Origin of the sequence: Pseudomonas izuensis, from assembly GCF_002356535.2 — a bacterium.
In the GTDB taxonomy this organism is placed as follows: Bacteria; Pseudomonadota; Gammaproteobacteria; order Pseudomonadales; family Pseudomonadaceae; genus Aquipseudomonas; species Aquipseudomonas izuensis.
Map to the genome: position 1 here is coordinate 3,473,788 of NZ_AP017423.2, position 20,872 is coordinate 3,494,659.

Sequence of the window (20,872 nt, forward strand, 5' to 3'; positions counted from 1 at the left end):
TAAATTATATGCATCATATTTTATAAATGTTGTTAGTAATCTATATCCACCCAACCGCTTCCTTCAGGAGTCATCCCCATGCACTACAAAGTCTTTGGCCGTAAAACCGGCCTGCGGGTTTCCGAACTGGCGTTGGGCGCCGGCAACTTTGGCACCGGTTGGGGCCATGGTGCCGAGCGTGATGAAGCCAAGGACATTTTCGACGGCTATCTTGAGGCCGGCGGCAACTTTATCGACACCGCCAACGGCTATCAGGGCGGCCAATCGGAAGCCATGCTCAGCGAATTCATCGCCGCTGAACGGGATCAACTGGTCATCGCCACTAAATACACCTTGGGAACGACGCCGGCAGCCGGCATTTCCCATACCGGCAACAACCGCAAGAACATGGTTCGTGCCGTCGAAGAGAGTTTGAAACGACTGAAAACCGATCACATCGATCTGTTCTGGGCGCACATGAGCGATGGCGTGACGCCGATGGAAGAAATCCTGCGTGGCTTCGACGATCTGGTACGGGCCGGCAAGATCCATTACGCCGGACTGTCGAATTTTCCGGCGTGGCGCATCGCCCGTGCCGACCTGCTGGCCGAGGTGCGCGGTTTTGCGCCCATTGCAGCGATTCAGGTCGAATACAGCCTGGCCGAGCGTACGGCCGAGCGCGAGCAACTGCCGATGGCCGAAGCGCTGGGTCTGGCGGCGACCCTGTGGTCGCCACTGGGTGGCGGTTTCCTCACGGGCAAGTACCGCCAGGCCGAGGGCGACAACCGCGCCACTAAACTCGGCGTGCTGGTTCACGCCGAGAAAAGCGCCCGTGAAACCGCGTTGCTCGACACCCTTCTGGCTGTCGCCGAGGAAGTGGCGGCCAGTGCGACCCATGTGGCCATTGCCTGGCTGCGCGAGCAAGCCAAACGTTCGACCACTGCACTGATTCCGATTCTCGGCTCGCGCACCCGTGAACAGCTGGACGCCACCCTGGGGGCATTGAATGTACAGTTGAATGACCAGCAATTGGCGCGCCTCGACGGCGTCAGCAGCGTGGCCAAGGGCGTGCCCCATGAATCGATTTCCGGTTCATTTGCCCGGTTCAGCGGAGGCGTGACCCTCGACCTGCCGAAAATCCCGGTGGCCTGAAAAAAGCATCGCGGGCAAGCCCGCTCCCACAGGTTCTGCACAAAACCTGTGGGAGCAAGGCTTGCCCGCGATGGCGTCAGCAGCCGCACCGCAGTTCAGTACTATCGATCGACCTTATGTTTGGCCGCATACAGGCACAGCATCTCCATCGCCAGCGTCGCCGCCGCCAGTGAGGTGATGTCCGCATTGTCATAGGCCGGTGCTACTTCCACCACGTCCATGCCCACCAGGTTGATCCCACGTAAACCGCCGAGGATTTCCAGCGCCTGCACGGTGCTCAAGCCGCCACACACCGGCGTACCGGTACCCGGAGCGAACGCCGGATCGAGGCAGTCGATGTCGAAGGTCAGGTACACCGGGTTGTCACCGACCCGCGCGCGAATCGCCTCGACCATCGCATCCACCCCACGCCGATGCACCTGCCGCGCGTCCAAGACCTCAAAGCCCTGATGATCGTCGTTGGTGGTGCGCAGACCAATCTGCACCGAACGCGACGGATCGACCAGGCCTTCCTTGGCGGCGTGCCAGAACATGGTGCCGTGGTCGATACGCTTGCCCTCTTCGTCCGGCCAGGTGTCGCTGTGGGCGTCGAAATGAATCAGCGACAGCGGCCCGTGCTTGCGTGCATGGGCCTTGAGCAGCGGGTAGGTGATGAAGTGATCACCGCCAAAGGTCAGCATCGCGCTGCCCGCGTTGAGGATGTGCTCGGCGTGAGCCTCGATGCATTCCGGGGTCGACTGCGGGGAACCGTAATCGAAATCGCAATCACCGAAGTCCACCACCGCCAGATGATCGAACGGATCGAACGTCCAGGGCCAGTGGCGCTCCCAGGCAATCCCGGTGGAAGCAGCACGAATTCCCCGCGGACCGAAGCGCGCGCCGGGACGGTTGCTGGTGGCGGTGTCGAACGGCACGCCGCTGACCGCGACGTCGACACCGCGCAAGTCGCGGCTGTAGCGGCGACGCATGAAACTGGTGATGCCGGCGTAGGTGCTTTCGGCGGCAGTGCCATACAGGCTGTCGCGGGTCATGGCCTGATCGTTTTGCATCGGGACGTCCATCTCGGATTCCTTATTATTGGCGGCTACGGAAGGTGGTCCACACGCGGGTGCGCTGGCGCATGTCCTTGAGGCTCATGCTGCGGTCGGCGTACAGCCGGCCACGAACGTCAGCGGGCGGGTAGATGTCCGGGTCGGTGCGCACCGCCTCATCCACCAGCGGCGTCGCGGCCTGGTTGGCGGTGGCAAAGAACAGGGTATTGGTCAGCGCCGCGACGGATTCGGGGCGCAACATGAACTCGATGAACTGGCGCGCGGCTTCGGGGTGCGGCGCGTCCTTGGGGATCGCCAGATTGTCCTGCCACACGAGGGTGCCTTCCTTGGGTATCCGGTACGCAATTTCGTAGGGCTTGTTGGCCTTGCGCGCCTGATCGGCAGCCATGCTCGCATCACCGTTATAAGCCAGTGCCAGGCAGACACTGCCATTGGCCAGATCGTTGATCTGCCGGCCGCTGGCGACGTACAGCACCGATGGCTGCAGCTTGTGCAACAGCGCCTGGGCCGCGTCGAGATCGTCCTTGTCGGTGCTGTAAGGGTCTTTACCCAGATAGTGCAGCGCCAGGCCGATCACTTCCTGGGGCGAGTCGATGATCGCAATGCCGCAGTCTTTCAGCTGGCTGGCGTATTCGGGCTTGAACAGCAGGTCCAGGCTGTTGAGCGGCACGTTCGGCAAGCGTTTCTGTACGGCTACGACATTCATCCCAAGCCCGAGGGTGCCCCAGGTGTAGGGCACGCCGTATTGATTACCGGGATCGACAGCAGCGAGTTTCTCCAGCAGATCCGGATCAAGGTTGGCATAGCCCTTCAAGCCCTCGTGGGGAATCGCTTTCAGGGCTCCGGCTGCCAGCCCGCGCGCCAACACGCTGGACGATGGCACCACCACGTCATAGCCGCTGCCACCGGTGAGCAGTTTGGTTTCCAGCACTTCCGGCGCGTCGAACGTGTCGTAGCGCACGTGAATGCCGGTTTCCTGCTCGAAGCGTTGCAAGGTTTCGGGGGCGACGTAATCGGCCCAACTGTAGAGATTGACGACTTTTTCCTCGGCCTGGGCCGCAGCGGCCATGGCAAAGAACAGCGCGGGGACACACATCTTGAACACGGGAGCCATGACGAACACCTGACCGGAGGAAGTGGTTACAGGATGCGTCGTCAGATACATTGGTGAAATATCAAGTCTCTTAACCTGACATTACGCAGGAGTAATGTTTGATGCTCGGTCAACTCCACGATCTGGACCTGCAACTGCTGCGCCTGTTTGTCAGCGTGGTGGAGTGTGGCGGTTTCAGCGCGGCCCAGGGTGAACTCGGCTTGAGTCAGTCCAGCATCAGCCAGCAAATGGCCAAACTGGAGACCCGCCTCGGTTATCGCTTATGCAGTCGTGGCAAGGGCGGGTTCAGGATCACTCCGAAAGGCGAACAACTGCTCAGCGCCACCCGCGGGCTGTTCCAATCCATCGAAGCGTTCCGTCATCAATCCAACGGCGTGGCCGGGCGCTTGATCGGTGAAGTCCGTCTGGGCTTGTCCGAGGCACTGGATCAGTCGGTGCTGCAACGGGTGGCCGAGGCGATCCGGCGCTTTCGCGAACGCGATGAATCGGTGCGCATCGAGTTGATGAGCGCCATGCCCGGCGAAATGGAACGCTTGCTGCTGCAACAGCGACTGGATTTGGCCATCGGCTATTTTTCGCAGATACAAGCGGCGTTCGATTACCGCGAACTGTTCATTGAAACCCAGCACTTGTATTGCGCCGCCGGCCATCCGCTGTTCAGCAATGACGCGCCGGATGATGAGGCGTTGCAGGCCTGTGACCGGGTCGATCACCCTTACCGCTTCCTGCGCAGCGACGAGCCCTTTCAAGGAAAACTGTGTTCGGCGCGCTCGGAACAGGTTGAAGGCACCCTCGCCTTCATCCTGTCCGGCAAGCACATCGGCTATCTGCCCAGTCACTTTGCCCGAAGCTGGGAGGACAAGGGCTTGTTGCGGGTCGTGCGCCGCGAAGGCATGAGTTTCGACGTGGCCTTTCACCTGGCTCGCCATCGCGCGCAGGTGCCGGGTGATGCGCAGAAGGCGTTTGAGGAAGACTTGCTGGCAGCGTTTGCCTGAAGCCTGCGACAACCTCTGTGGGAGCGAGCCTGCTCGCGAAGGCGGTATATCAGTCAACATCACTCTTGGATGTGCCGGCCTCTTCGCGAGCAGGCTCGCTCCCACAGGGAATGTGCCAGGTATCGGGACCATCGCTCGCCACTCAATGGTGTTTCTGGCATCCTGCGCCTCCATTTTCTGACCCGGCCCGCCTTCTGGCTCGCACACAACCATGACCGCCTCCGAAAAACCCCCTGCCCCGCGCCACAATGACCTGATCTACGGCCTCGACGACCGCCCGCACCTGACCGCCACCGTGTTCGCCGCGCTGCAACACGTGCTCGCCAGTTTCGTCGGCATCATCACCCCGACCCTGATCATGGGCAGCGCCCTGGGCCTGCAAAGCGAAATCCCCTACCTGATCAGCATGGCGCTGTTCGTCTCGGGCCTGGGCACGTTCGTGCAGGCGCGGCGCTTCGGTCCGGTCGGTTCCGGCCTGCTGTGCCTGCAAGGCACCAGTTTCTCGTTCATCAGCGTGATCCTCAGTGCCGGGTTCATGGTCAAGGCTCGCGGTGGCGGCACCGATGAAATCCTCTCGACGATCTTCGGTGTGTGCTTCTTCGCCGCGTTCATCGAAGTGGTGTTGAGCCAGTTCATCGGCAAGCTGCGGATGCTGATCACCCCGGTTGTGACCGGCACGATCATCACACTCATGGGCCTGTCGCTGATCAAGGTCGCCATGACCGACATTGCCGGCGGTTTCGGTGCCGCAGACCTTGGCGCGGCCAGCCACCTGGGCCTGGCGGCGCTGGTCCTCGGCACCATTGTGGTATTGAACCGGGTGGACGTACCGTTCCTGCGCCTGGGGGCGATTGTCATCGGCCTGACCCTGGGCTATGTCGTCGCCTGGCTACTGGGCCACGTCGATTTCGCCAGCCTGCCTGCCATACCGCTGATGAGCGTGCCGGTGCCGTTCAAATACGGGTTCTCCTTCGATTGGGTGGCGTTCGTGCCGGTCGCGGTGATCTTCCTGGTGTCGCCACTGGAAGCGGCCGGCGACCTGACCGCCAACTCGATGATTTCCCGGCAGCCGGTCAAAGGCCCTGTCTACATTCGCCGGATCAAGTCCGGTTTGTTGGCCGACGGCCTCAACTCAGCCATGGCGGCCGTGTTCAACAGCATGCCGATGGTGACCTTCGCGCAGAACAACGGGGTGATTCAACTGACCGGCGTTGCCAGCCGTTATGTGGCGTTTTTCATTGCCGGGCTGTTGGTGCTGCTGGGGTTGTTCCCGGTGATCGGCGCGGTGCTGCAACTGATGCCAAAACCGGTGCTCGGTGGCGCCGAGCTGGTGATGTTCGGCACTGTCGCCGTGGCCGGGATCAAGATCCTCGCTGAAGCGGGCCTGCATCGACGCAACATGCTGATCGTGGCGATTTCCATCGGCATGGGCCTGGGTGTGGCGGCAGTCCCGGAGGTCTTGCGCGAGTTGCCAAAGGCGTTGCATAACATCTTCGAATCGCCGATCACCGTCGGTGCGCTGTGTGCGATCGTTTTGAACATCTTCCTGCCCGAAGAATTCATCGAGCTGGAAGAAGATGATTTCGACCCGGAAGCCTCTATCCTGCAAGTGATGGAAAACCCCGATGTCCCGGCCAAAGGTGAACCGGCAGCGCCTGTGGTTGTCGCAAGCCTGAACCGCTAGACAATGGCTCAAGGGCCGGGCCCTGGCGGTTCGGCCCTTTTATCGATGAGAGCACGTCCATGGGCAGCATCCCCGCGGTCATCCTTTCCCTCCTGCGGCTCTCCCTGAGCGCCTGCGCGCTGTTCCCCAATCGCGATCCGCTGAACATCGATGTGATGGGCATCGAGCCATTGCGTCGATAGTGGCAAGCTCAGCCTGCCGGAGCCTTTCACCGGTAGCCGCTAAGGGCGATTTCATCGGCGGTCGATTCCTGTAGGAGCTGGCTTGCCAGCGCCTACAGGGTTATTTGTTGAATTTCACGCCGGGTTTGGCCCGCTCATCCACGTTCAGTTCGAATACGTCTGGCCGCGCATAGTGCCCGACCACGTCGTAGTCATAACGAGCACGAATCAAATCATCCGTGTCGATATGTGCCGTGAGCAAACCGGCCTGGCCGCGCAGTGGCCCGGCCAGGATGTCGCCCATCGGCCCGACAATCACACTGCCGCCGGCAATCAACGGTCGATCCGCTGGCCAGTTGGCAATCTCCACACCCAAGGCCTGCGGCGAATCCTGGACCTGGCAGGCGCTGACCACGAAGCAACGCCCCTCATGGGCAATATGGCGCATGCTGACCTGCCACATCTCCCGCTCGTCCACCGTCGGTGCACACCACACCTCCACGCCCTTGGCGTACATCGCGGTGCGCAACAGCGGCATCATGTTTTCCCAGCACACCACCGCGCCAATCCTCCCGACCTGGCTGTCGATCACCGGCAAAGTCGAACCGTCACCTTTGCCCCAGATCAACCGTTCCGTGCCGGTCGGCATCAATTTGCGGTGTTTGCCCACCAGCCCCGCCTGCGGATCGAAGTACAACGCGGTGCAATACAGCGTGCTGCCCGACCGCTCGATGACCCCGATCACCAGATTCGCCCCGGTGCGCGCCGACAGGTCGGCCAGCACTTCGGTCTCGGTGCCGGGCACGTCGATGGCGTTGGCGAAGTAGCGGGCAAAGGCCTCGCGCCCTTCCGGCAGTCGATAGCCCAGTTGCGTGCCAAAACCTTCGCCTTTCGGATAGCCGCCGAGCAACGCCTCGGGCATCACCACCAAAGCGGCGCCGGATTCGATGATTGCGTTTTCATAAGACAGGATCTGTTCCAGGGTTTGTGCCTTGCCGCCGGGCAAGGCGCCGATTTGCAGTGCGGCAACAATGGATCTGGACATCGCGGTAGCTCCCTTCGCATCAGGTGTTGCTCATTCTCAAGCGCCACGGGATCATGAATAAAGCCCAATTCAATGCTGAATGATATGAACAAGATGAATATCGCCGATATCGACCTCAATCTGCTCAAAGTCTTCGAGGCACTGCACGAGGAATCCAGCGCCAGCCGCGCCGCACTGCGCCTGGGCGTGACGCAATCGGCGGTCAGCGCGGCGTTGCGCCGCTTGCGCGAAGTGTATGGCGATCAATTGTTCGTACGCACCGGTCGCGGCCTGGCGCCCACGCTCAGGGCCAATCAGCTCAAGCCGGTGGTCAGCGATGCCCTGAACAAATGCCGTCAGAGCCTGGCGATGGTCGACCCTGGCGCCAGCCAGTACGACGGGCGCTCCGTGACCGTTGGCCTGTCTGATGATTTCGAGATCGCCTATGGCCGGCGCTTGATCGAAGAAGTCGGCCGCCGCGCGCCAAGGCTGCGCCTGATTTTCCGCCAGACCCACAGTCAGATCGTCGCCCAGGCCTTGATGGAGCGCAGCATCGATCTGGCGATTACCGCTGGCGGGTTTGCCGAACGCCTGCTCAGCCGTCAGGTGTTGGGTGAAGGGGGTTATGCGTGTCTGGTGGATCCGCTCAGCCTGGCAGCGGGACAACAAAACATCAGCCTTGAAGAGTTCGTCACCCGCGAACACATCCTCGTGTCGTCGGGAGGCTTCATCGGTATCACTGACGAGGGTCTGGCGGCGTTGGGCTTGAGCCGACAGGTCTGTGCCTCGACCACTCACTTTGCGGCATTGCCGCACCTGCTCAAGGGTAGCCAGGCGGTGGCGACCATTCCCCACCACGCCGCCCGCAGCATCGCGGCACTCAGCGGCCTGACGCTGCTGCCCTGCCCCCTGGCGTTGCCGCGCTACCCGATCGAACTGGGCTGGCGTACCAGTACCCAGCTCGATCCGGTGGTGCTGAAGGTGCGCGAGGCGATTGTCGCGAGTTTTGCGAGCGCGTAGGAGCTGTCGCAGGAATGTGTCAGCAGAAAGTTATTTGTTGGCAGCCATCAGGCGATTGACTTCACTGCGCACCATGTTCGAGAACTCCGGCGGCGACATGCCGTCCAGTTCGGCGCGGACCCATTCGGCCCATTTGCCTTTGCGTTTGGCGCGCTCACCGAACAACCGCGCGGCCTCACCCTTGGCTTTGCCCAGGTTGTTTTGCCAGAGTTCGAACAGACGGGATTTTTCATCTTCAAGCGCAGCGCGCTCGGCAAGGGATTTGTCGGCCAGATTGAAGCTCATGGGAATTTCCTGCTGCGTAAAATAGGCGACATCTTACACTGTAGGACGAATCGTCCTGCGCTGGATTTTCTTCGGGATCGAGTCCGGGCGCAAAGTCGCTGCAACTTTTTCAATCGCCGCGCACTCCACTGTTCACTGTCCACTTACCTGCAAGGAGTACTTCAATGGCCCGAAAATCCGCCGCACAAGCCGCCGAGGACCAAATCAAGGATCAGGCCTTCAGCGAGCTTCAGGCGCTGATCGAAGAATCGGAAAAACTGCTCAAAAGCAGTGCCTCACTGGTGGGTGAGGAAGCGGAGACACTGCGTGGGCAAATCGCCCTGAAACTCCAGCAGGCCCGGGACTCGGTAACCAGCGTTCGTAACCGGACGCTGCCTGCGGTCGAAGCCACCGAAACCTACATCGGCGGTCATCCATGGCAAACCGTGGCGGTTTCCGCCGGTTTCGGCCTGGTGGTCGGGTTGTTGCTGGCACGGCGGTAAGTGCCATTTCATCACTTAGCCGTGAAATGCAATTCCCTGTGGGAGCGAGCCCGCTCGCGAAGAGGGCGTGTCAGTCGAAATTAATTTTCCTGACATACCGCCTTCGCGAGCAGGCTCGCTCCCGCAAATCATCCAGGTCAACTCACTCCGGCCAACTCCCGCAGATTCGCCAGCGTCTGCGCATCCAGCGCAATGCCATTGGTTTGCGATTTGGCACGTTGTTGATGGCGCCGATCCCCCGGCAGACGCTTCAAGCCTACGCCATGCATCTGCCGCACCAGTTCCTGGCTGCGCTCGGCAAAGCTCTGACCGGCGGCCTTGCTCGGATCGATGACGATCAGCAATTGACCGGTCCACGGGGTTTTGGCGCCGGGGTGATTCTTCCAGTCGAACTCGAACGAAAAATTACCCCCGGTCAATGCCGCGGCCAACAGTTCCACCATCATCGATAGCGCAGAACCTTTGTGTCCGCCGAACGGCAACAACGCTCCACCTTCGAGAATCGCTTTCGGGTCCTGGGTCGGCTGGCCGAGACCGTCCACGCCCATGCCCAACGGCAACCGCTCACCCTTGCGCGCGGCAATCTGCACATCGCCGTGGGCAATGGCGCTGGTGGCCAAATCGAAAACAATCGGCTCGCCGTCGGCACGCGGCGCAGCAAACGCGATGGGATTGGTGCCGAACAACGGCCGATCGGCACCGTGAGGCACCACGCAGGTCATGCTGTTGACCACACTGAGCGCCACCAGCCCTTCATAGGCAAAGGGCTCGACGTCCGGCCACAACGCCGCGAAATGGTGGGAGTTGCGAATGGCGAGCACTGCGATACCGGCACTACGGGCCTTTTCCACCAACAAGGCCCGTGCCGCTGCGAGGGCCGGTTGCGCAAAACCGTTGCCGGCGTCGACCCGCACAAATCCCGAGGCCACATCCTCGACCACCGGAACGGCCTTGCCGTTCACCCAACCACTCTGCAACGTTGAAACGTAACCGGGGATGCGGAACACACCGTGACTGTGCGCACCGTCGCGTTCGGCGCCGGCGCAGTTTTCGGCCAGCACCCTGGCAACGTCGGCCGAGGTGCCGTGACGCAGGAATATCTTCTCAAGCAATGCCGTCAGCCCGGCGAGGGACAGGTTTTGCGAGACATCAGTAGACACATGATCGAGGGGCGCAGACATCTGAAGCTCCAGACTAATTATTGGAGGGGGCAACAGCGTAGGTAGACCGCCGATTAACAACTCGCGGCGAGCGAGCTGTCAACCCTTCGATAGCGCCTGATTGCACGAACGCTGACCGCCCATGCTGTAACTATCTACCGCCCGCCCCGCCGCACTTTTTCTAGTCTTGCCGCTCAATCCACCGGCGCGCTGCGTCGCGCCTTACACGAGACTCGATGATGCCATCTGCCCCTTCCCCGCTTTTTTTTCCTGAAGTTCGTCACGCTCCCGGTCACTGGACTGAACTCGGCGAAACTCACGGGTTGACGCAAAAGGATTTCGAATGGCTGTGCCACGTGCAGTGGCTTACCCAGGCAAATCGCAACTTACAAACCCCGCCAATGCTCGCCGAAAGAATCCTGGTCCGTGCGGGAACGCTGTCATTGCCACTGGCCGGCTGCTTCGCATTGAGCGCAACACCCGATGACAAGGGCGAAATGCTCTACACGCCATACTCAGGCATCAAGAAATTCGTCAGCCGCACGGCCCTGTCCGGGCACCTTAAAAACCAACTCGACAGCGCAGGCGAAGACGATGATTTGCTGGCGTTCATGTCATTGTCCGCACGAAAAATGCTGGCCGAAGCGGGCGACATCACGGTGATCTTCCAGACTATCGATGGGGATATATTCGACGATCAGCGTGACGTGATCGAAAACAACCTGCTCACTAACGATCAAGCCATGCTTGATGAACTGCAGAAGCTGCCGACGCTCGATACGCTGCTCGATACTGTGCTCGAGGGGTTACTGAAAGCGGATTTTCCGGGACTGGATCAGCGGCGCACGCTGGTCAGTTTCTATTCCGCAACAACGAATCACACGGTCGATACGCAAGACTCGAAGTCCCGGCGCTGGACCCATTCCATGACACTGAAGGAGGCGGTGCTCTCGTACTACCGCCATCAGCGCTGGCCGAGCGGGCAGCATGCCGAGTTTTCTCATCCGCAACGGGTACCGCTGGCCGTCGATCAGAAACACTGGCAAACAGCGGTCGTGCGTGCTGCCGAGGGTCTGGTCAGCCAACTGTCGATACAACTGCAACACTTCTGGAACCAGGCAAGTGTCGACGGCGCCACGCGTCGGGCATTTTTTTCCCGAGCCATTGCCGAAAAAGCGCGGGCGGATCTGCTGCTCAAGCGCGAAGCCGAAGTCATCACCCCGGAACAAAGCCGCGCCTTGCACTCGCTCATTGTGCCGACAACGAGTACGCCCCCCACCCAGAACCTGGAAACCGTACGCCTGTGGGAATACAAGGCCAACTACGTAGAACTCGCCGGCTCGCTGATGATCAGCCAGGGCAGCTCCAATGCCTTTCTCTATACCCCCGCCAGCGGATTTCAGGTCCTCAAGGACTATAAGGACCTGATAACCACCCTGCGCAAAAAATCCGTGGTGGCCGGACACGACGATGAGCTCTATGACCTCATGAGCCTGGAGGAGCGGCAGCGCTTCATTGGATACCATGAGCCGCAGGCATCTGGCGCAGTGATCAGCGGCTCGGTATTCACGGCACTCTTCGAAGCGATCATCACCAAGCAACTGCAAAACCTGGAGTACGCCTTTGGCGTGTTCCGGCACAGTGATGGCATGGTGAACATCCAGGCCTATGTCGACAAGGCGCTGGATATGCGATCCATGATCAATGCGCAATTGCCGACACTGGATGCCCAAGGGCGCTGGAGCACCCGGCCCGTTGTGACGGGCGAACAACCATCCATGGTTCTGGAGGACACGGCGGCGATTTTCGTGAAGACCTTGGACTCTGTCGAATCAGCACTGCGCACGGATTTTGCGGCGCAACCACTGGATACGCTGGCCAAACAAACGCTGTACCTGGAGAACATGAAACCGCGGCTCGCCCATGCCCTTTCAGTTGGCGTGCGTGGCGAGGCCACCCTGCGGGAGTTGGCCGGAAAATTGCGAAACGACGATTGGTTGATTGTGGATACGGTCTTCAACCCCGACAAACCAGACCGTAAATCCCGTCCGGCAGTCAGGGGGTTTCACCCGGATGCTTTTTCCCTGGTCCTTGAGTGCTCCGGCGAGACTGACGTCTGGCCCCTGGCCAATTGCGTCTTGGTGACCGAGCGTGGTGGCCTTGATATACAACATTCCGGTCGCGCGATTCTGTTGACGCCTGCTGCCGGACTGGAAACCTTCGCGACGGTCGCCGCCGCACGGCAACAGCTGAACCTGCGTCTGCTCGATTCCGACAAGCGTTCCGTACTGCTGGAAAATCTCTCCCCGGCACAGCAAAAGTTTCATCGGCGCTATTCGCTCAACTCATTGCGACTGATCGAATGCAACCTCTTGCAGCACCTGGCGCAGTCTCGCATCGACCTGTTTCTGGCACGCTGCATGGACGTGCGCTCCTGGAAACTGGCCACCGCCAAACAGAGCACGACGTTCAAGGCGCTGACGCAGATCCTCATCGATACCCACTTGCGAAGAGCCACTTCAATCGCCCAGGCGATCACACGACAGCAGTCCTTGCCCGCCTGGCTGGGTATGGCCCCCGTGGATGAACAGCAACTGCACGTCGAATTGCTCCAGCAATACCTCCACAACGTTCCCGATGAAAGAGATTACCTGCATGGGATAAAGCCACTGAAAGCTTATGTCCATGAAACGTTGAAAACGCTGCTGGACAACCGATTCCCCCATGCTTCCCTGAACCCCGACGACATCGAAATCACCCCCAATCTGTCCCTCGCTGGTTCGGCGCAATCCTTGACCGAGTTTGCCTTGAACCATGTCAACGCGGCGCAGGGTACGGGCTTCAAGGTCGCCTCGAAAACCACCAGTCGGTTGCCTGCAACCCTGGATCAGTCCGCGGTCAGGCAATTGCTACTGTCGCTGGGTATACAAACTGCTTATGCGCAACAGGTGACGAACCATCTGGTGACTGACAGCACCCAAGCGGTACCCCGCTGGCAGCGTTTTGTGCAACAAGTGCCGTGGCAACTCCTGCATCACGCCCACGAGTTGAAGCTGCAACAACGGCTGTCCGATGGCGCCTTCGACCTGATCCGACAGGTGCTGGATATGCCGGATGCCGTGGCCCGCGCCGCCGTCAGTGGCGCCAACGCTATCGTTCGACCGCTGCAATTGATCAAAACAGCCGGCGCCACTGCCGTCGCGGCTCAAGGGCTGTATCTGATTGGCCCCGGGGCTGGACAAAAAGGCTCGCACGTCTTGTATGCGCCTTATTACAGTGGCGATGTCTTTACCGAGTTCGACAATGAGACCAGCCTTGTCGCGGCATTCAATACACCCGGTCCGTTGCAGGAGTTCCTGCTGCGGCGCCTGCCGGACACTAAGCGCGCGGGATTTCGCAACCTGTTCAACTCCACAGTAGGGCACGTGAGTGAAATAACCCTCGGGGCCAGTGTGATCGGCGGTCACTTGCTGACCCACCTGTTCAACGACCACACCGCCCTGTTGCCGCGCATGCTTGCCAGTCAAGCCGACCCCGATGGGGCCTCGGACTGGGAAGCGGTCAAACATTTGTTCAGCGCCGGCATCAACCTGATTTCGGGCCTGTTGCCCGGAAAACTCGCTTATGGGAGGTTTCTGTGGCAAGCCTACAAGGACTTCAAAGACTCGGCCGAGGCGCTTCAGGATCACCACTGGAAAAAAGCCTTGCGCGATTTCATCGACGGTATGGCGCAAATGATTTCGCTGGGTAAGTTGTCACTGGACAGCCAAACTGAAACGGTAGCAACGACGCCACCCACCGCCCCGCCGGTGGCGACTGCCGTGGCTGCGCTACGATGGTCGCAAGTGAAGTCCACGTCTTCGCAACGCACCCGGCTGCAGCATTTTGAAACCTCGACTGTTCAGTTGAAAGACTTGAAAAAAGACAGCGCCAAAGGGACGTACCTGGACGAAGCCAGCAAGCTTCGATACGCCCCCATCGCAGGCAAGGTTTATCCCGTGGAAAAAACCGGGGCGGCATGGCGAATGATCAAAGACAGACAGGAAGGCCCGGTGCTGCTGCCCACCTCCGATAACCAATTGGTCAGCGATCCGGACATCCATACCGTGCACTACGGAAAAACCTTGTCAAAAATGCACAACAAATTTGTTGCCAGCCATGAAGCCCGTCAAGTGTTGAACATAGAAGCCCGAGGCATGGCAGACATCCGGGCAAAGTTCCCGCAAAGAGCCGCCATGCTGGTGAACGCCATTGACATGGCGCGCTTCTACGCGTTCAACAGCCTTCATAACCTTGTGCAGCTCAAGACGCTTATACCAGGTACGCGGCTGGATATTTTTCTCAAAGAGTTCTTTGATATCAGCCAGGTCGATGCCAGCCTGATCGCGAAAATCAAAGCGGTCATCGTGCCTGTCTGCAACGCGCTGGTGGACCCCGACAACGACTTGCTCAGCGGCGACAGACTGGTTTGCGGTTCAAACAAATACTCGTCATCCGAAGTGGTCGCTTTCGTGGATACGAGGGACCCGATCAAGCGGGTACATCTCTCGGAGCATTTTTTCGATCAACAGCTTGATTGGTATAAATCCTCCTTGATTGAACCCTTCGACGTCGATGCCCACAGCCAAGCTTCGACACTGATCCATGAACTGGCTCATCAGACGATAAAAGCAGTGGATATTGTCTACGTGGAAGCACGACGTCCATTCAGCGACCTGGTGGAGACAATCACCGGATATGGCCAAGCCTTGAGACAGCAGCAGATCGACTTCCAGCGACAAGCCTTGTCGTTGCACACGCCGAAGGAGGAGCTGTTCTCCCGCTGGAATGACGTTCTGGATTCATGGGTCAGCTTCGATGAAGTTCCAACTGCCTATCACGAGGTCGAGGCAATCCTGGACATCACCGGCAGCGCAACCATTGCACAAGCCCGGGATGCCTTCCTCAGCGCACAAAATGCCGAACATCGAATCAACATCATTTTGCGCAATGCCGATTCGATAGCGCGTCTGATCTGCGAAATGGGTCGACAACTCGACCCGGTGCCAGCCTGACAGGACAGAGCTGCGCAGAACCTTCGATTCTGCGCAGCTCTCGGCTAGAGAGGCATTTTGATCATTTTTTCACGTCATCCATGGATACTTCGGTCCTCAGGTTCGCGCCTGAGCCTGGTCAGCGAAAAATGGATCGACGCTGATGTGAAATTGCCATGACTGATGTTCTCCCAAGCTGCCCTCACGGTTAGAATGGCGCAAATCAGGATGAGTCAATGACCGACCCCGCTCTCTCCCCAGCCGAATACGACGCCATCGCCGATGCCGCAGCGCACTGGTGCATGCGCTTGCACGCCGATGACTGCACACCGCAGGAGCGCCTGGCGTTCGAACATTGGCTGGACGCTCATCCGCTGCACGTATCCGAGTACGAGGCCATGCTGGAAATCTGGGACGTCGCCGGGAATTTGCCTCGACCTGAACCGGTCGCCGTACCGATGATGCAAGCCAAACCCCGGACACCCTGGCGCACCATCGGCATCGCCGCCACGGTATGTGCAATGGTGCTGCCGTTAGCAGCCTACAGCGGCTGGAACCTGGGGTGGCTGCCGAATTCGTACCAGCACTTCGAAACAACCGACAATGTGCGTCAGATCACCTTGAAGGACGGCAGTCTGGTTGAACTGAACCTGGGCAGCGAGCTGACTTACAGCAACTACAAGGATCATCGTCAAGTCACCCTGAAAAAAGGCGAGGCCTTTTTCAGCGTCAACCACGACACCCACCATCCGTTCATCGTCAAGGCGGCCGAAGGCAAGATCCGGGTCACGGGAACCCAATTCAATGTCTGGATGTATGAAGACCGGGTGAAGGTGAACCTGATCGAAGGCTCGGCGCTGGTCAGCAGTATTGATGACCAGCCGGGGGACGGCCTGAGACTCGGTCCGTCGATGCAGGCGAGCTATGGCCATGGCGATTTCATGCCGCAGGTCAGCCAGACTTACGCCAACGACACTTCGCTGGCCTGGCGCAGCGGCAAACTGGTACTCGATGATCTGGCGCTCAACGACGCCCTTCCGCTGATCAATCGTTACCTGGAAACCCCGCTGATGGTGGCCGACAACAGCACTGGCGCGATTCGCATCGGCGGAACCTATAACATCAGGGAACTCAATTCCCTGGTGACGTCCTTGCCCAAGGTGCTGCCGGTCTACCTGACGCGTAACAAGAACGGCAACCCGGTACTCAATTCCATTCCGCAACGCAGCCCGAAAAGCTGAAGGCCGTCACCCCTGGGTAATGGCGGCCTTCATGCGTCGTTCAAACACCCGTCGTTTGACTTCGCAGCTACTTTACCGAGCTTCTTATCCCTTCTTACAGACCGGTGACGCCACGACGACGAAATTTCTACATTCAGGTCTTCATGATTTGCGTGGCTCATACATCTTGTTGTGTAAGAGCACCCATTTTTCCTGATCAGGCTCTGAAAAGGAGTTTTTGCATGTTCAACTCGCAACTGCCAACGGACGGTAGCAACGCACCAAAGAGCACTTCCATTGGGGTCGATGTTTTTGACCAGCGTACCGAACGGCACGGCAACGAGCGTATTCGCCTCCTGCTCAAGAGCTTTGGCCTGCGGACCAGTCTGATTCGTCTCAAAGTCATCGACGCGCTGCTGACGGCCGCCGAAAGCAACCGCAGCCTGGGTGTGCGGGGTGTGCATGCCCATTTACTGGAGCTGGATATTCCCCTGTCCTTCCTGAGCGTGCGCGAAGTGTTGAAACGCTTGTGCAGCGAAGGGGTGATCGTGCTCAACGAAGATAAAAGCTACAGCCTGGACCCACGGGCGGCTGCGATTTTGCAACACCACTGATCACTGGCGCAAAACACGCACCTGTGGGAGCGAGCCTGCTCGCGATGGACCTCAACGATAACGCACGCCGTGTGAATGGCCGCGTTGTCCCGAGGTTCTTCGCGAGCAGGCTCGCTCCCACATTCTCAGGGCTTGACCTTGCGCCGCATCACACCATTGATGACCACCACAATCACCGCCACGCCAATAGCGATGTACTGGAACAGTTTTTCGCTGATGACGCCGGTGTTCTGCAAATACGACAGGCCGAACATGATCGCCAGCACTACCAGCGAGATCAGAATCGAGTATTTCAAACGTTGCGACTGGGTCATTGGCCTTTCCTGAAACTGTTAAATGTATCCGCTTTGTATCCGGATGCATGCCAAACCCCTACCGTTTTCCGGGGATGGAGCGCTGCAAACGGGGTCTCATGTTACAGCCGATGAAGAGTTTTGGCTTCATAGCGGCGTTAACCATGAGGATTTTCAAATGTTGCGTCGAATCACACTGCTGATTCCCCTGCTGGCCCTGCTGTCCCTGAGCGGTTGCATCGTTTTCCCCCGCGATGGCTGGCACCATGATCACCATTATGACGACCGGGGTGGGCCGGGTTACTACTATCATCGTTAACCACACTGCCTTACTCACTACCCTGAGCGCCTGATCCGGCGCTCAGCGGCCAACCTGACGCTTTTGTAATCTCTCCTCCAGCTACCTGACAGCCTTGGTCTACGATCATAAGGCTGTCAGCTTGTAGCAATTCGAAACAAACCTTGAATGCCTGGTCGGAAAAACCGGTCAGAATGCGTTTTTTCGCCCGCAATCCGAGACACATTCCGACATGCGAACCCACCTGCGTCTGATCGCCTTGAGCGCCCTGTTCATTTCCTCCCTGGCCCAGGCCGCCGACCTGATTCCCATCGAAGTCCACCGCGACGCCAATTGCGGCTGCTGCAAAAAATGGATCAGCCATCTGCAAGCCAACGGTTTCAAGGTCGAGGATCATGTCGAAGCCAACATGAGCGAATTCAAGCAACAACATGGCGTGCCACCACGCCTGGCTTCCTGCCATACGGGGCTGATCAACGGCAAATTCGTCGAAGGCCACGTGCCGGCCGACCAGGTGCTGGCCCTGAGCAAACGCGATGATCTGTTGGGCGTGGCCGCCCCCGGCATGCCCATGGGCTCGCCCGGCATGGAAATGGACGGCATGAGCGATGCGTATCAAGTGATCGGCCTGAAAAAGGACGGCACGGATGTGGTCGTGGCGGACTACCCCGCCCATTGATCTTCGGTGCCTACCTCGGTCTGTTCCTGGCAGCCTTCGGTGCCGCGACGCTGTTGCCCCTGCAATCCGAAGCCGTGCTCGTGGGACTGCTGCTCAGCGACACGTATTGGCTGTGGTCGCTGCTGGCCGTGGCGACGCTGGGCAATGTCCTCGGTTCATTAGTGAACTGGTGGCTGGGACGCACCCTCGAACGCTACCGTGACCGGCGCTGGTTTCCGGTCAGCCCTGCCCACCTGGAAAAAGCCCGAACCCGGTATCAACGTTACGGCCACTGGTCGCTGCTGCTCAGTTGGCTACCGGTGATCGGCGATCCGCTGACCCTGGTCGCCGGCGTGATGCGCGAGCCGCTGGGGCGCTTCCTGCTGATCGTGACCCTGGCCAAAAGCGCCCGGTATGGCGTGCTGGCACTGGCCACCCTGGGCTGGATGGGTTGAACCAACCGGCGTGGCGATTGCCTGTTTAATGTCGCCCTAATCGTGCCGATCCAGCATCGGCGGATTTCCAATGGAGTTCACCCGTGCCATTCCTCCTCACCCGCTGGCTGCCCGGCCTGCTGCTGACCGCCGCCCTGCCTGTCATCGCTCATGCCCAAGCCCAGTCCCCCGCCCCGGAATATGGCCCTGAGCTGCAAGGTTTCGAATACCCTTACACGGTCAAGCATTTCGCCTTCGAGTCCCAGGGCAAATCCCTGCAAATGGGTTACATGGACGTCGCCGCCCATGGCAAGGCCAACGGACGCAGCGTGGTGTTGATGCATGGCAAGAATTTTTGCGGCGCGACCTGGGACACTTCGATCAAGATCCTGAGCGATGCCGGGTACCGGGTCATCGCCCCGGACCAAATCGGTTTCTGTACTTCGAGCAAACCGGACAACTATCAGTACAGCTTCCAGCAACTGGCGGCCAACACCCAACAATTGCTCAAGGCGCTCGGCATCCAGAAAGCCACCCTCCTGGGCCACTCCACCGGCGGCATGCTCGCTACCCGCTATGCCCTGCAATACCCCGAACAAGTCGATCAACTGGCGCTGGTCAACCCGATCGGCCTGGAAGACTGGAAAGCCCTCGGCGTGCCTTATCGCACGGTCGATCAATGGTACGAACGCGAACTGAAGCTTACCGCCGACGGCATCCGTACCTACGAGCGCAACACCTATTACGGCGGCCGCTGGAAGCCTGAGTTCGATCGCTGGGTGGACATGCTCGCCGGCCTGAACAAAGGCCCGGGGCATACACAAGTCGCGTGGAATTCGGCATTGATCTACGACATGATCTTCACCCAGCCGGTGTACTACGAATTCCAGAACCTGAAGATGCCGACGCTGTTGCTGATCGGTACGTCCGATACCACCGCCATCGGCAGTGATATCGCCTCGCCCGAGGTCAAGGCGAAAATCGGCCATTACGATGTCCTGGGCAAGCAAGTGGCAAAACTGATTCCCCAATCAACGCTGGTCGAATTCCCCGGCATGGGCCACGCGCCGCAGATGGAAGAACCGGCGCAGTTTCACCAGGCGTTGCTTGGCTGGCTGAACCAAACCAACCCCGTGCATGAATGAGGTAAGGCTGATGGCGGTGCAGATTGCAGTGATTGACGATTGGCAGGATGTGGCCCGAAACGTGGTCGATTGGTCGCTGCTGGAAGGTATTGGCCAGGTGAACTTCATCCACGACTACCCGGCCGACAACGCGTCGCTGGCAGAACGTCTGGGTGAGTTTGAGGTGATCTGCGTGATGCGTGAGCGCACCCGGTTCGATGAAGACCTGCTGCGGCGCTTGCCGAAACTCAAATTGCTGGTGACCGGCGGCATGCGCAACGCCGCCCTCGATTTCAAGGCCGCTGCGGCACTGGGCATTCAGGTGTGCGGCACCGACAGCTACAAACACGCGGCCCCGGAACTGACCTGGGCGTTGATCATGGCCGCGACCCGTAATCTCGTGCCCGAAGCCAACGCTTTGCGCGCCGGCAAATGGCAACAAGGCCTGGGTGGCGATTTGCATGGCAAGACCCTGGCGATCCTCGGGCTGGGCAGCATAGGCCAGCGTGTCGCGCAATTCGGCCAGGTATTCGGTATGCGCGTAATCGCCTGGAGTGAAAACCTCACGGCTGAGCGGGCCGCGCAAGTCGGCGTGACTTATGTCAGCAAGCAGGAACTGTTCGAGCAGGCCGATGTGTTGTCGGTGCATCTGGTGCTCAGCGACCGCTCCCGTGGGCTGGTCGACGCCGAGGCACTGGGCTGGATGAAGCCCACCGCGCTATTGGTCAACACGGCGCGGGGGCCGATTGTCGATGAGGCGGCGCTGATCAAGGCCTTGCAGAAACGACGCCTGGCGGGTGCGGCACTGGATGTGTTCGATGTCGAGCCGTTGCCGATCCATCATCCGTTCAGGACCCTGGAGAATGTGCTGGCTACGCCGCATGTGGGGTATGTGAGTCAGCAGAACTATCATTTGTTCTTTTCACAGATGATCGAGGATATCCGGGCGTGGTCTGCGGGCGCACCGATTCGGTTATTGAACTGATACCGCGTTATCGTTCTTCGCGAGCAGGCTCGCTCCCACATAGGATCTTCAGTGTTAAGAGATCCCTGTGGGAGCGAGCCTGCTTGCGAAGAGGCCCGAACCGAC

Annotated in this window: 19 protein-coding genes and 1 pseudogene; 14 read left to right on the plus strand and 6 right to left on the minus strand. The window is 59.5% G+C overall.

The annotated features are described in order from the left end of the window. The first annotated feature begins 78 nt into the window (after nt 1-78). The gene (locus LAB08_RS15405; RefSeq protein WP_096511206.1) at nt 79-1,131 is read left to right on the plus strand and encodes an aldo/keto reductase; all 1,053 of its coding nucleotides are present in this window, start codon (nt 79-81) and stop codon (nt 1,129-1,131) included. A gap of 101 nt (nt 1,132-1,232) precedes the next feature. Here the strand turns inward: LAB08_RS15405 and speB are convergent, their stop codons facing one another. Together speB and LAB08_RS15415 are read right to left on the minus strand one after the other, a co-directional pair. Beyond that, nucleotides 1,233-2,192 carry an agmatinase gene (speB, locus tag LAB08_RS15410; protein ID WP_096511204.1) on the minus strand — a complete coding sequence of 320 codons (960 nt, stop codon included), beginning with the start codon at nt 2,190-2,192 and terminating at the stop codon, nt 1,233-1,235. A 13-nt stretch (nt 2,193-2,205) separates the two neighbouring features. Beyond that, nucleotides 2,206-3,297, minus strand: a complete 1,092-nt coding sequence (locus LAB08_RS15415; protein WP_096515371.1) for a polyamine ABC transporter substrate-binding protein — start codon at nt 3,295-3,297, stop codon at nt 2,206-2,208. Nucleotides 3,298-3,398: 101 nt separating this feature from the next. Here LAB08_RS15415 and LAB08_RS15420 point away from each other — a divergent pair, with 101 nt between their 5' ends. The 3 genes and pseudogenes from LAB08_RS15420 to LAB08_RS30535 all read left to right on the plus strand — a co-directional run. After that, nucleotides 3,399-4,292 carry a LysR family transcriptional regulator gene (locus LAB08_RS15420; protein WP_096511202.1) on the plus strand — a complete coding sequence of 298 codons (894 nt, stop codon included), beginning with the start codon at nt 3,399-3,401 and terminating at the stop codon, nt 4,290-4,292. A gap of 211 nt (nt 4,293-4,503) precedes the next feature. Further along, nucleotides 4,504-5,976 (plus strand): nucleobase:cation symporter-2 family protein, encoded by a 1,473-nt coding sequence (locus LAB08_RS15425; RefSeq protein WP_096511198.1) that lies wholly within the window; start codon nt 4,504-4,506, stop codon nt 5,974-5,976. Between the two features lie 59 nt (nt 5,977-6,035). Continuing rightward, nucleotides 6,036-6,152, plus strand: a pseudogene (locus tag LAB08_RS30535) (LEA/WHy family protein); the annotation flags it as partial. A 106-nt stretch (nt 6,153-6,258) separates the two neighbouring features. Here the strand turns inward: LAB08_RS30535 and LAB08_RS15430 are convergent. After that, complete coding sequence (locus LAB08_RS15430; protein ID WP_096511196.1) at nt 6,259-7,182, minus strand: carbon-nitrogen hydrolase family protein; 924 nt, start codon at nt 7,180-7,182, stop codon at nt 6,259-6,261. An 84-nt stretch (nt 7,183-7,266) separates the two neighbouring features. On the opposite strand from LAB08_RS15430, the gene LAB08_RS15435 reads away from it, so the two are divergent. Next, nucleotides 7,267-8,181: a LysR family transcriptional regulator gene (locus LAB08_RS15435; protein ID WP_096515369.1), complete on the plus strand. Its 915-nt coding sequence runs from the start codon at nt 7,267-7,269 to the stop codon at nt 8,179-8,181. 30 nt (nt 8,182-8,211) lie between these two features. On the opposite strand, the gene LAB08_RS15440 is transcribed toward LAB08_RS15435, so the two are convergent. After that, nucleotides 8,212-8,466 (minus strand): hypothetical protein, encoded by a 255-nt coding sequence (locus tag LAB08_RS15440; RefSeq protein WP_077044866.1) that lies wholly within the window; start codon nt 8,464-8,466, stop codon nt 8,212-8,214. Between the two features lie 164 nt (nt 8,467-8,630). Here LAB08_RS15440 and LAB08_RS15445 point away from each other — a divergent pair, with 164 nt between their 5' ends. After that, a complete protein-coding gene (locus LAB08_RS15445) occupies nt 8,631-8,948 on the plus strand; it encodes an ElaB/YgaM/YqjD family protein (RefSeq protein ID WP_096511194.1) in 318 nt (105 codons plus the stop codon). A gap of 137 nt (nt 8,949-9,085) precedes the next feature. Here LAB08_RS15445 and LAB08_RS15450 read toward each other — a convergent pair whose 3' ends face one another. Continuing rightward, nucleotides 9,086-10,129 (minus strand): Ldh family oxidoreductase, encoded by a 1,044-nt coding sequence (locus tag LAB08_RS15450; protein ID WP_096511192.1) that lies wholly within the window; start codon nt 10,127-10,129, stop codon nt 9,086-9,088. A 218-nt stretch (nt 10,130-10,347) separates the two neighbouring features. Here LAB08_RS15450 and LAB08_RS15455 point away from each other — a divergent pair, with 218 nt between their 5' ends. The 3 genes from LAB08_RS15455 to LAB08_RS15465 all read left to right on the plus strand — a co-directional run bounded on the left by LAB08_RS15455 (nt 10,348) and on the right by LAB08_RS15465 (nt 16,975). Continuing rightward, a complete protein-coding gene (locus LAB08_RS15455; protein ID WP_096515367.1) occupies nt 10,348-15,162 on the plus strand; it encodes a dermonecrotic toxin domain-containing protein in 4,815 nt (1,604 codons plus the stop codon). A 215-nt stretch (nt 15,163-15,377) separates the two neighbouring features. Continuing rightward, nucleotides 15,378-16,382, plus strand: a complete 1,005-nt coding sequence (locus tag LAB08_RS15460) for a FecR family protein (protein ID WP_096511190.1) — start codon at nt 15,378-15,380, stop codon at nt 16,380-16,382. Nucleotides 16,383-16,603: 221 nt separating this feature from the next. Further along, nucleotides 16,604-16,975: a fe2+ zn2+ uptake regulation protein gene (locus tag LAB08_RS15465; RefSeq protein WP_096511188.1), complete on the plus strand. Its 372-nt coding sequence runs from the start codon at nt 16,604-16,606 to the stop codon at nt 16,973-16,975. Between the two features lie 125 nt (nt 16,976-17,100). Here the strand turns inward: LAB08_RS15465 and LAB08_RS15470 are convergent, their stop codons facing one another. Continuing rightward, nucleotides 17,101-17,289 (minus strand): hypothetical protein, encoded by a 189-nt coding sequence (locus tag LAB08_RS15470; protein WP_096511186.1) that lies wholly within the window; start codon nt 17,287-17,289, stop codon nt 17,101-17,103. 157 nt (nt 17,290-17,446) lie between these two features. Between LAB08_RS15470 and LAB08_RS15475 the strand changes: the two genes are divergently transcribed. The 5 genes from LAB08_RS15475 (at nt 17,447) to LAB08_RS15495 (ending at nt 20,767) form a co-directional block, all read left to right on the plus strand. Beyond that, complete coding sequence (locus LAB08_RS15475; RefSeq protein WP_172901601.1) at nt 17,447-17,587, plus strand: hypothetical protein; 141 nt, start codon at nt 17,447-17,449, stop codon at nt 17,585-17,587. 211 nt (nt 17,588-17,798) lie between these two features. Beyond that, nucleotides 17,799-18,245 (plus strand): DUF411 domain-containing protein, encoded by a 447-nt coding sequence (locus LAB08_RS15480; RefSeq protein ID WP_096511185.1) that lies wholly within the window; start codon nt 17,799-17,801, stop codon nt 18,243-18,245. Next, entirely contained in the window at nt 18,245-18,679 is a 435-nt protein-coding gene (locus LAB08_RS15485; RefSeq protein ID WP_096515365.1) for a YqaA family protein, read from the plus strand. The genes LAB08_RS15480 and LAB08_RS15485 overlap by 1 nt, the downstream gene beginning before the upstream one ends. A gap of 83 nt (nt 18,680-18,762) precedes the next feature. After that, nucleotides 18,763-19,803 (plus strand): alpha/beta fold hydrolase, encoded by a 1,041-nt coding sequence (locus tag LAB08_RS15490; protein ID WP_096511183.1) that lies wholly within the window; start codon nt 18,763-18,765, stop codon nt 19,801-19,803. Nucleotides 19,804-19,813: 10 nt separating this feature from the next. Continuing rightward, on the plus strand, nt 19,814-20,767 hold the full coding sequence (locus tag LAB08_RS15495) for a D-2-hydroxyacid dehydrogenase family protein (protein WP_096511181.1): 954 nt from the start codon (nt 19,814-19,816) through the stop codon (nt 20,765-20,767). Nucleotides 20,768-20,872: the final 105 nt, after the last annotated feature.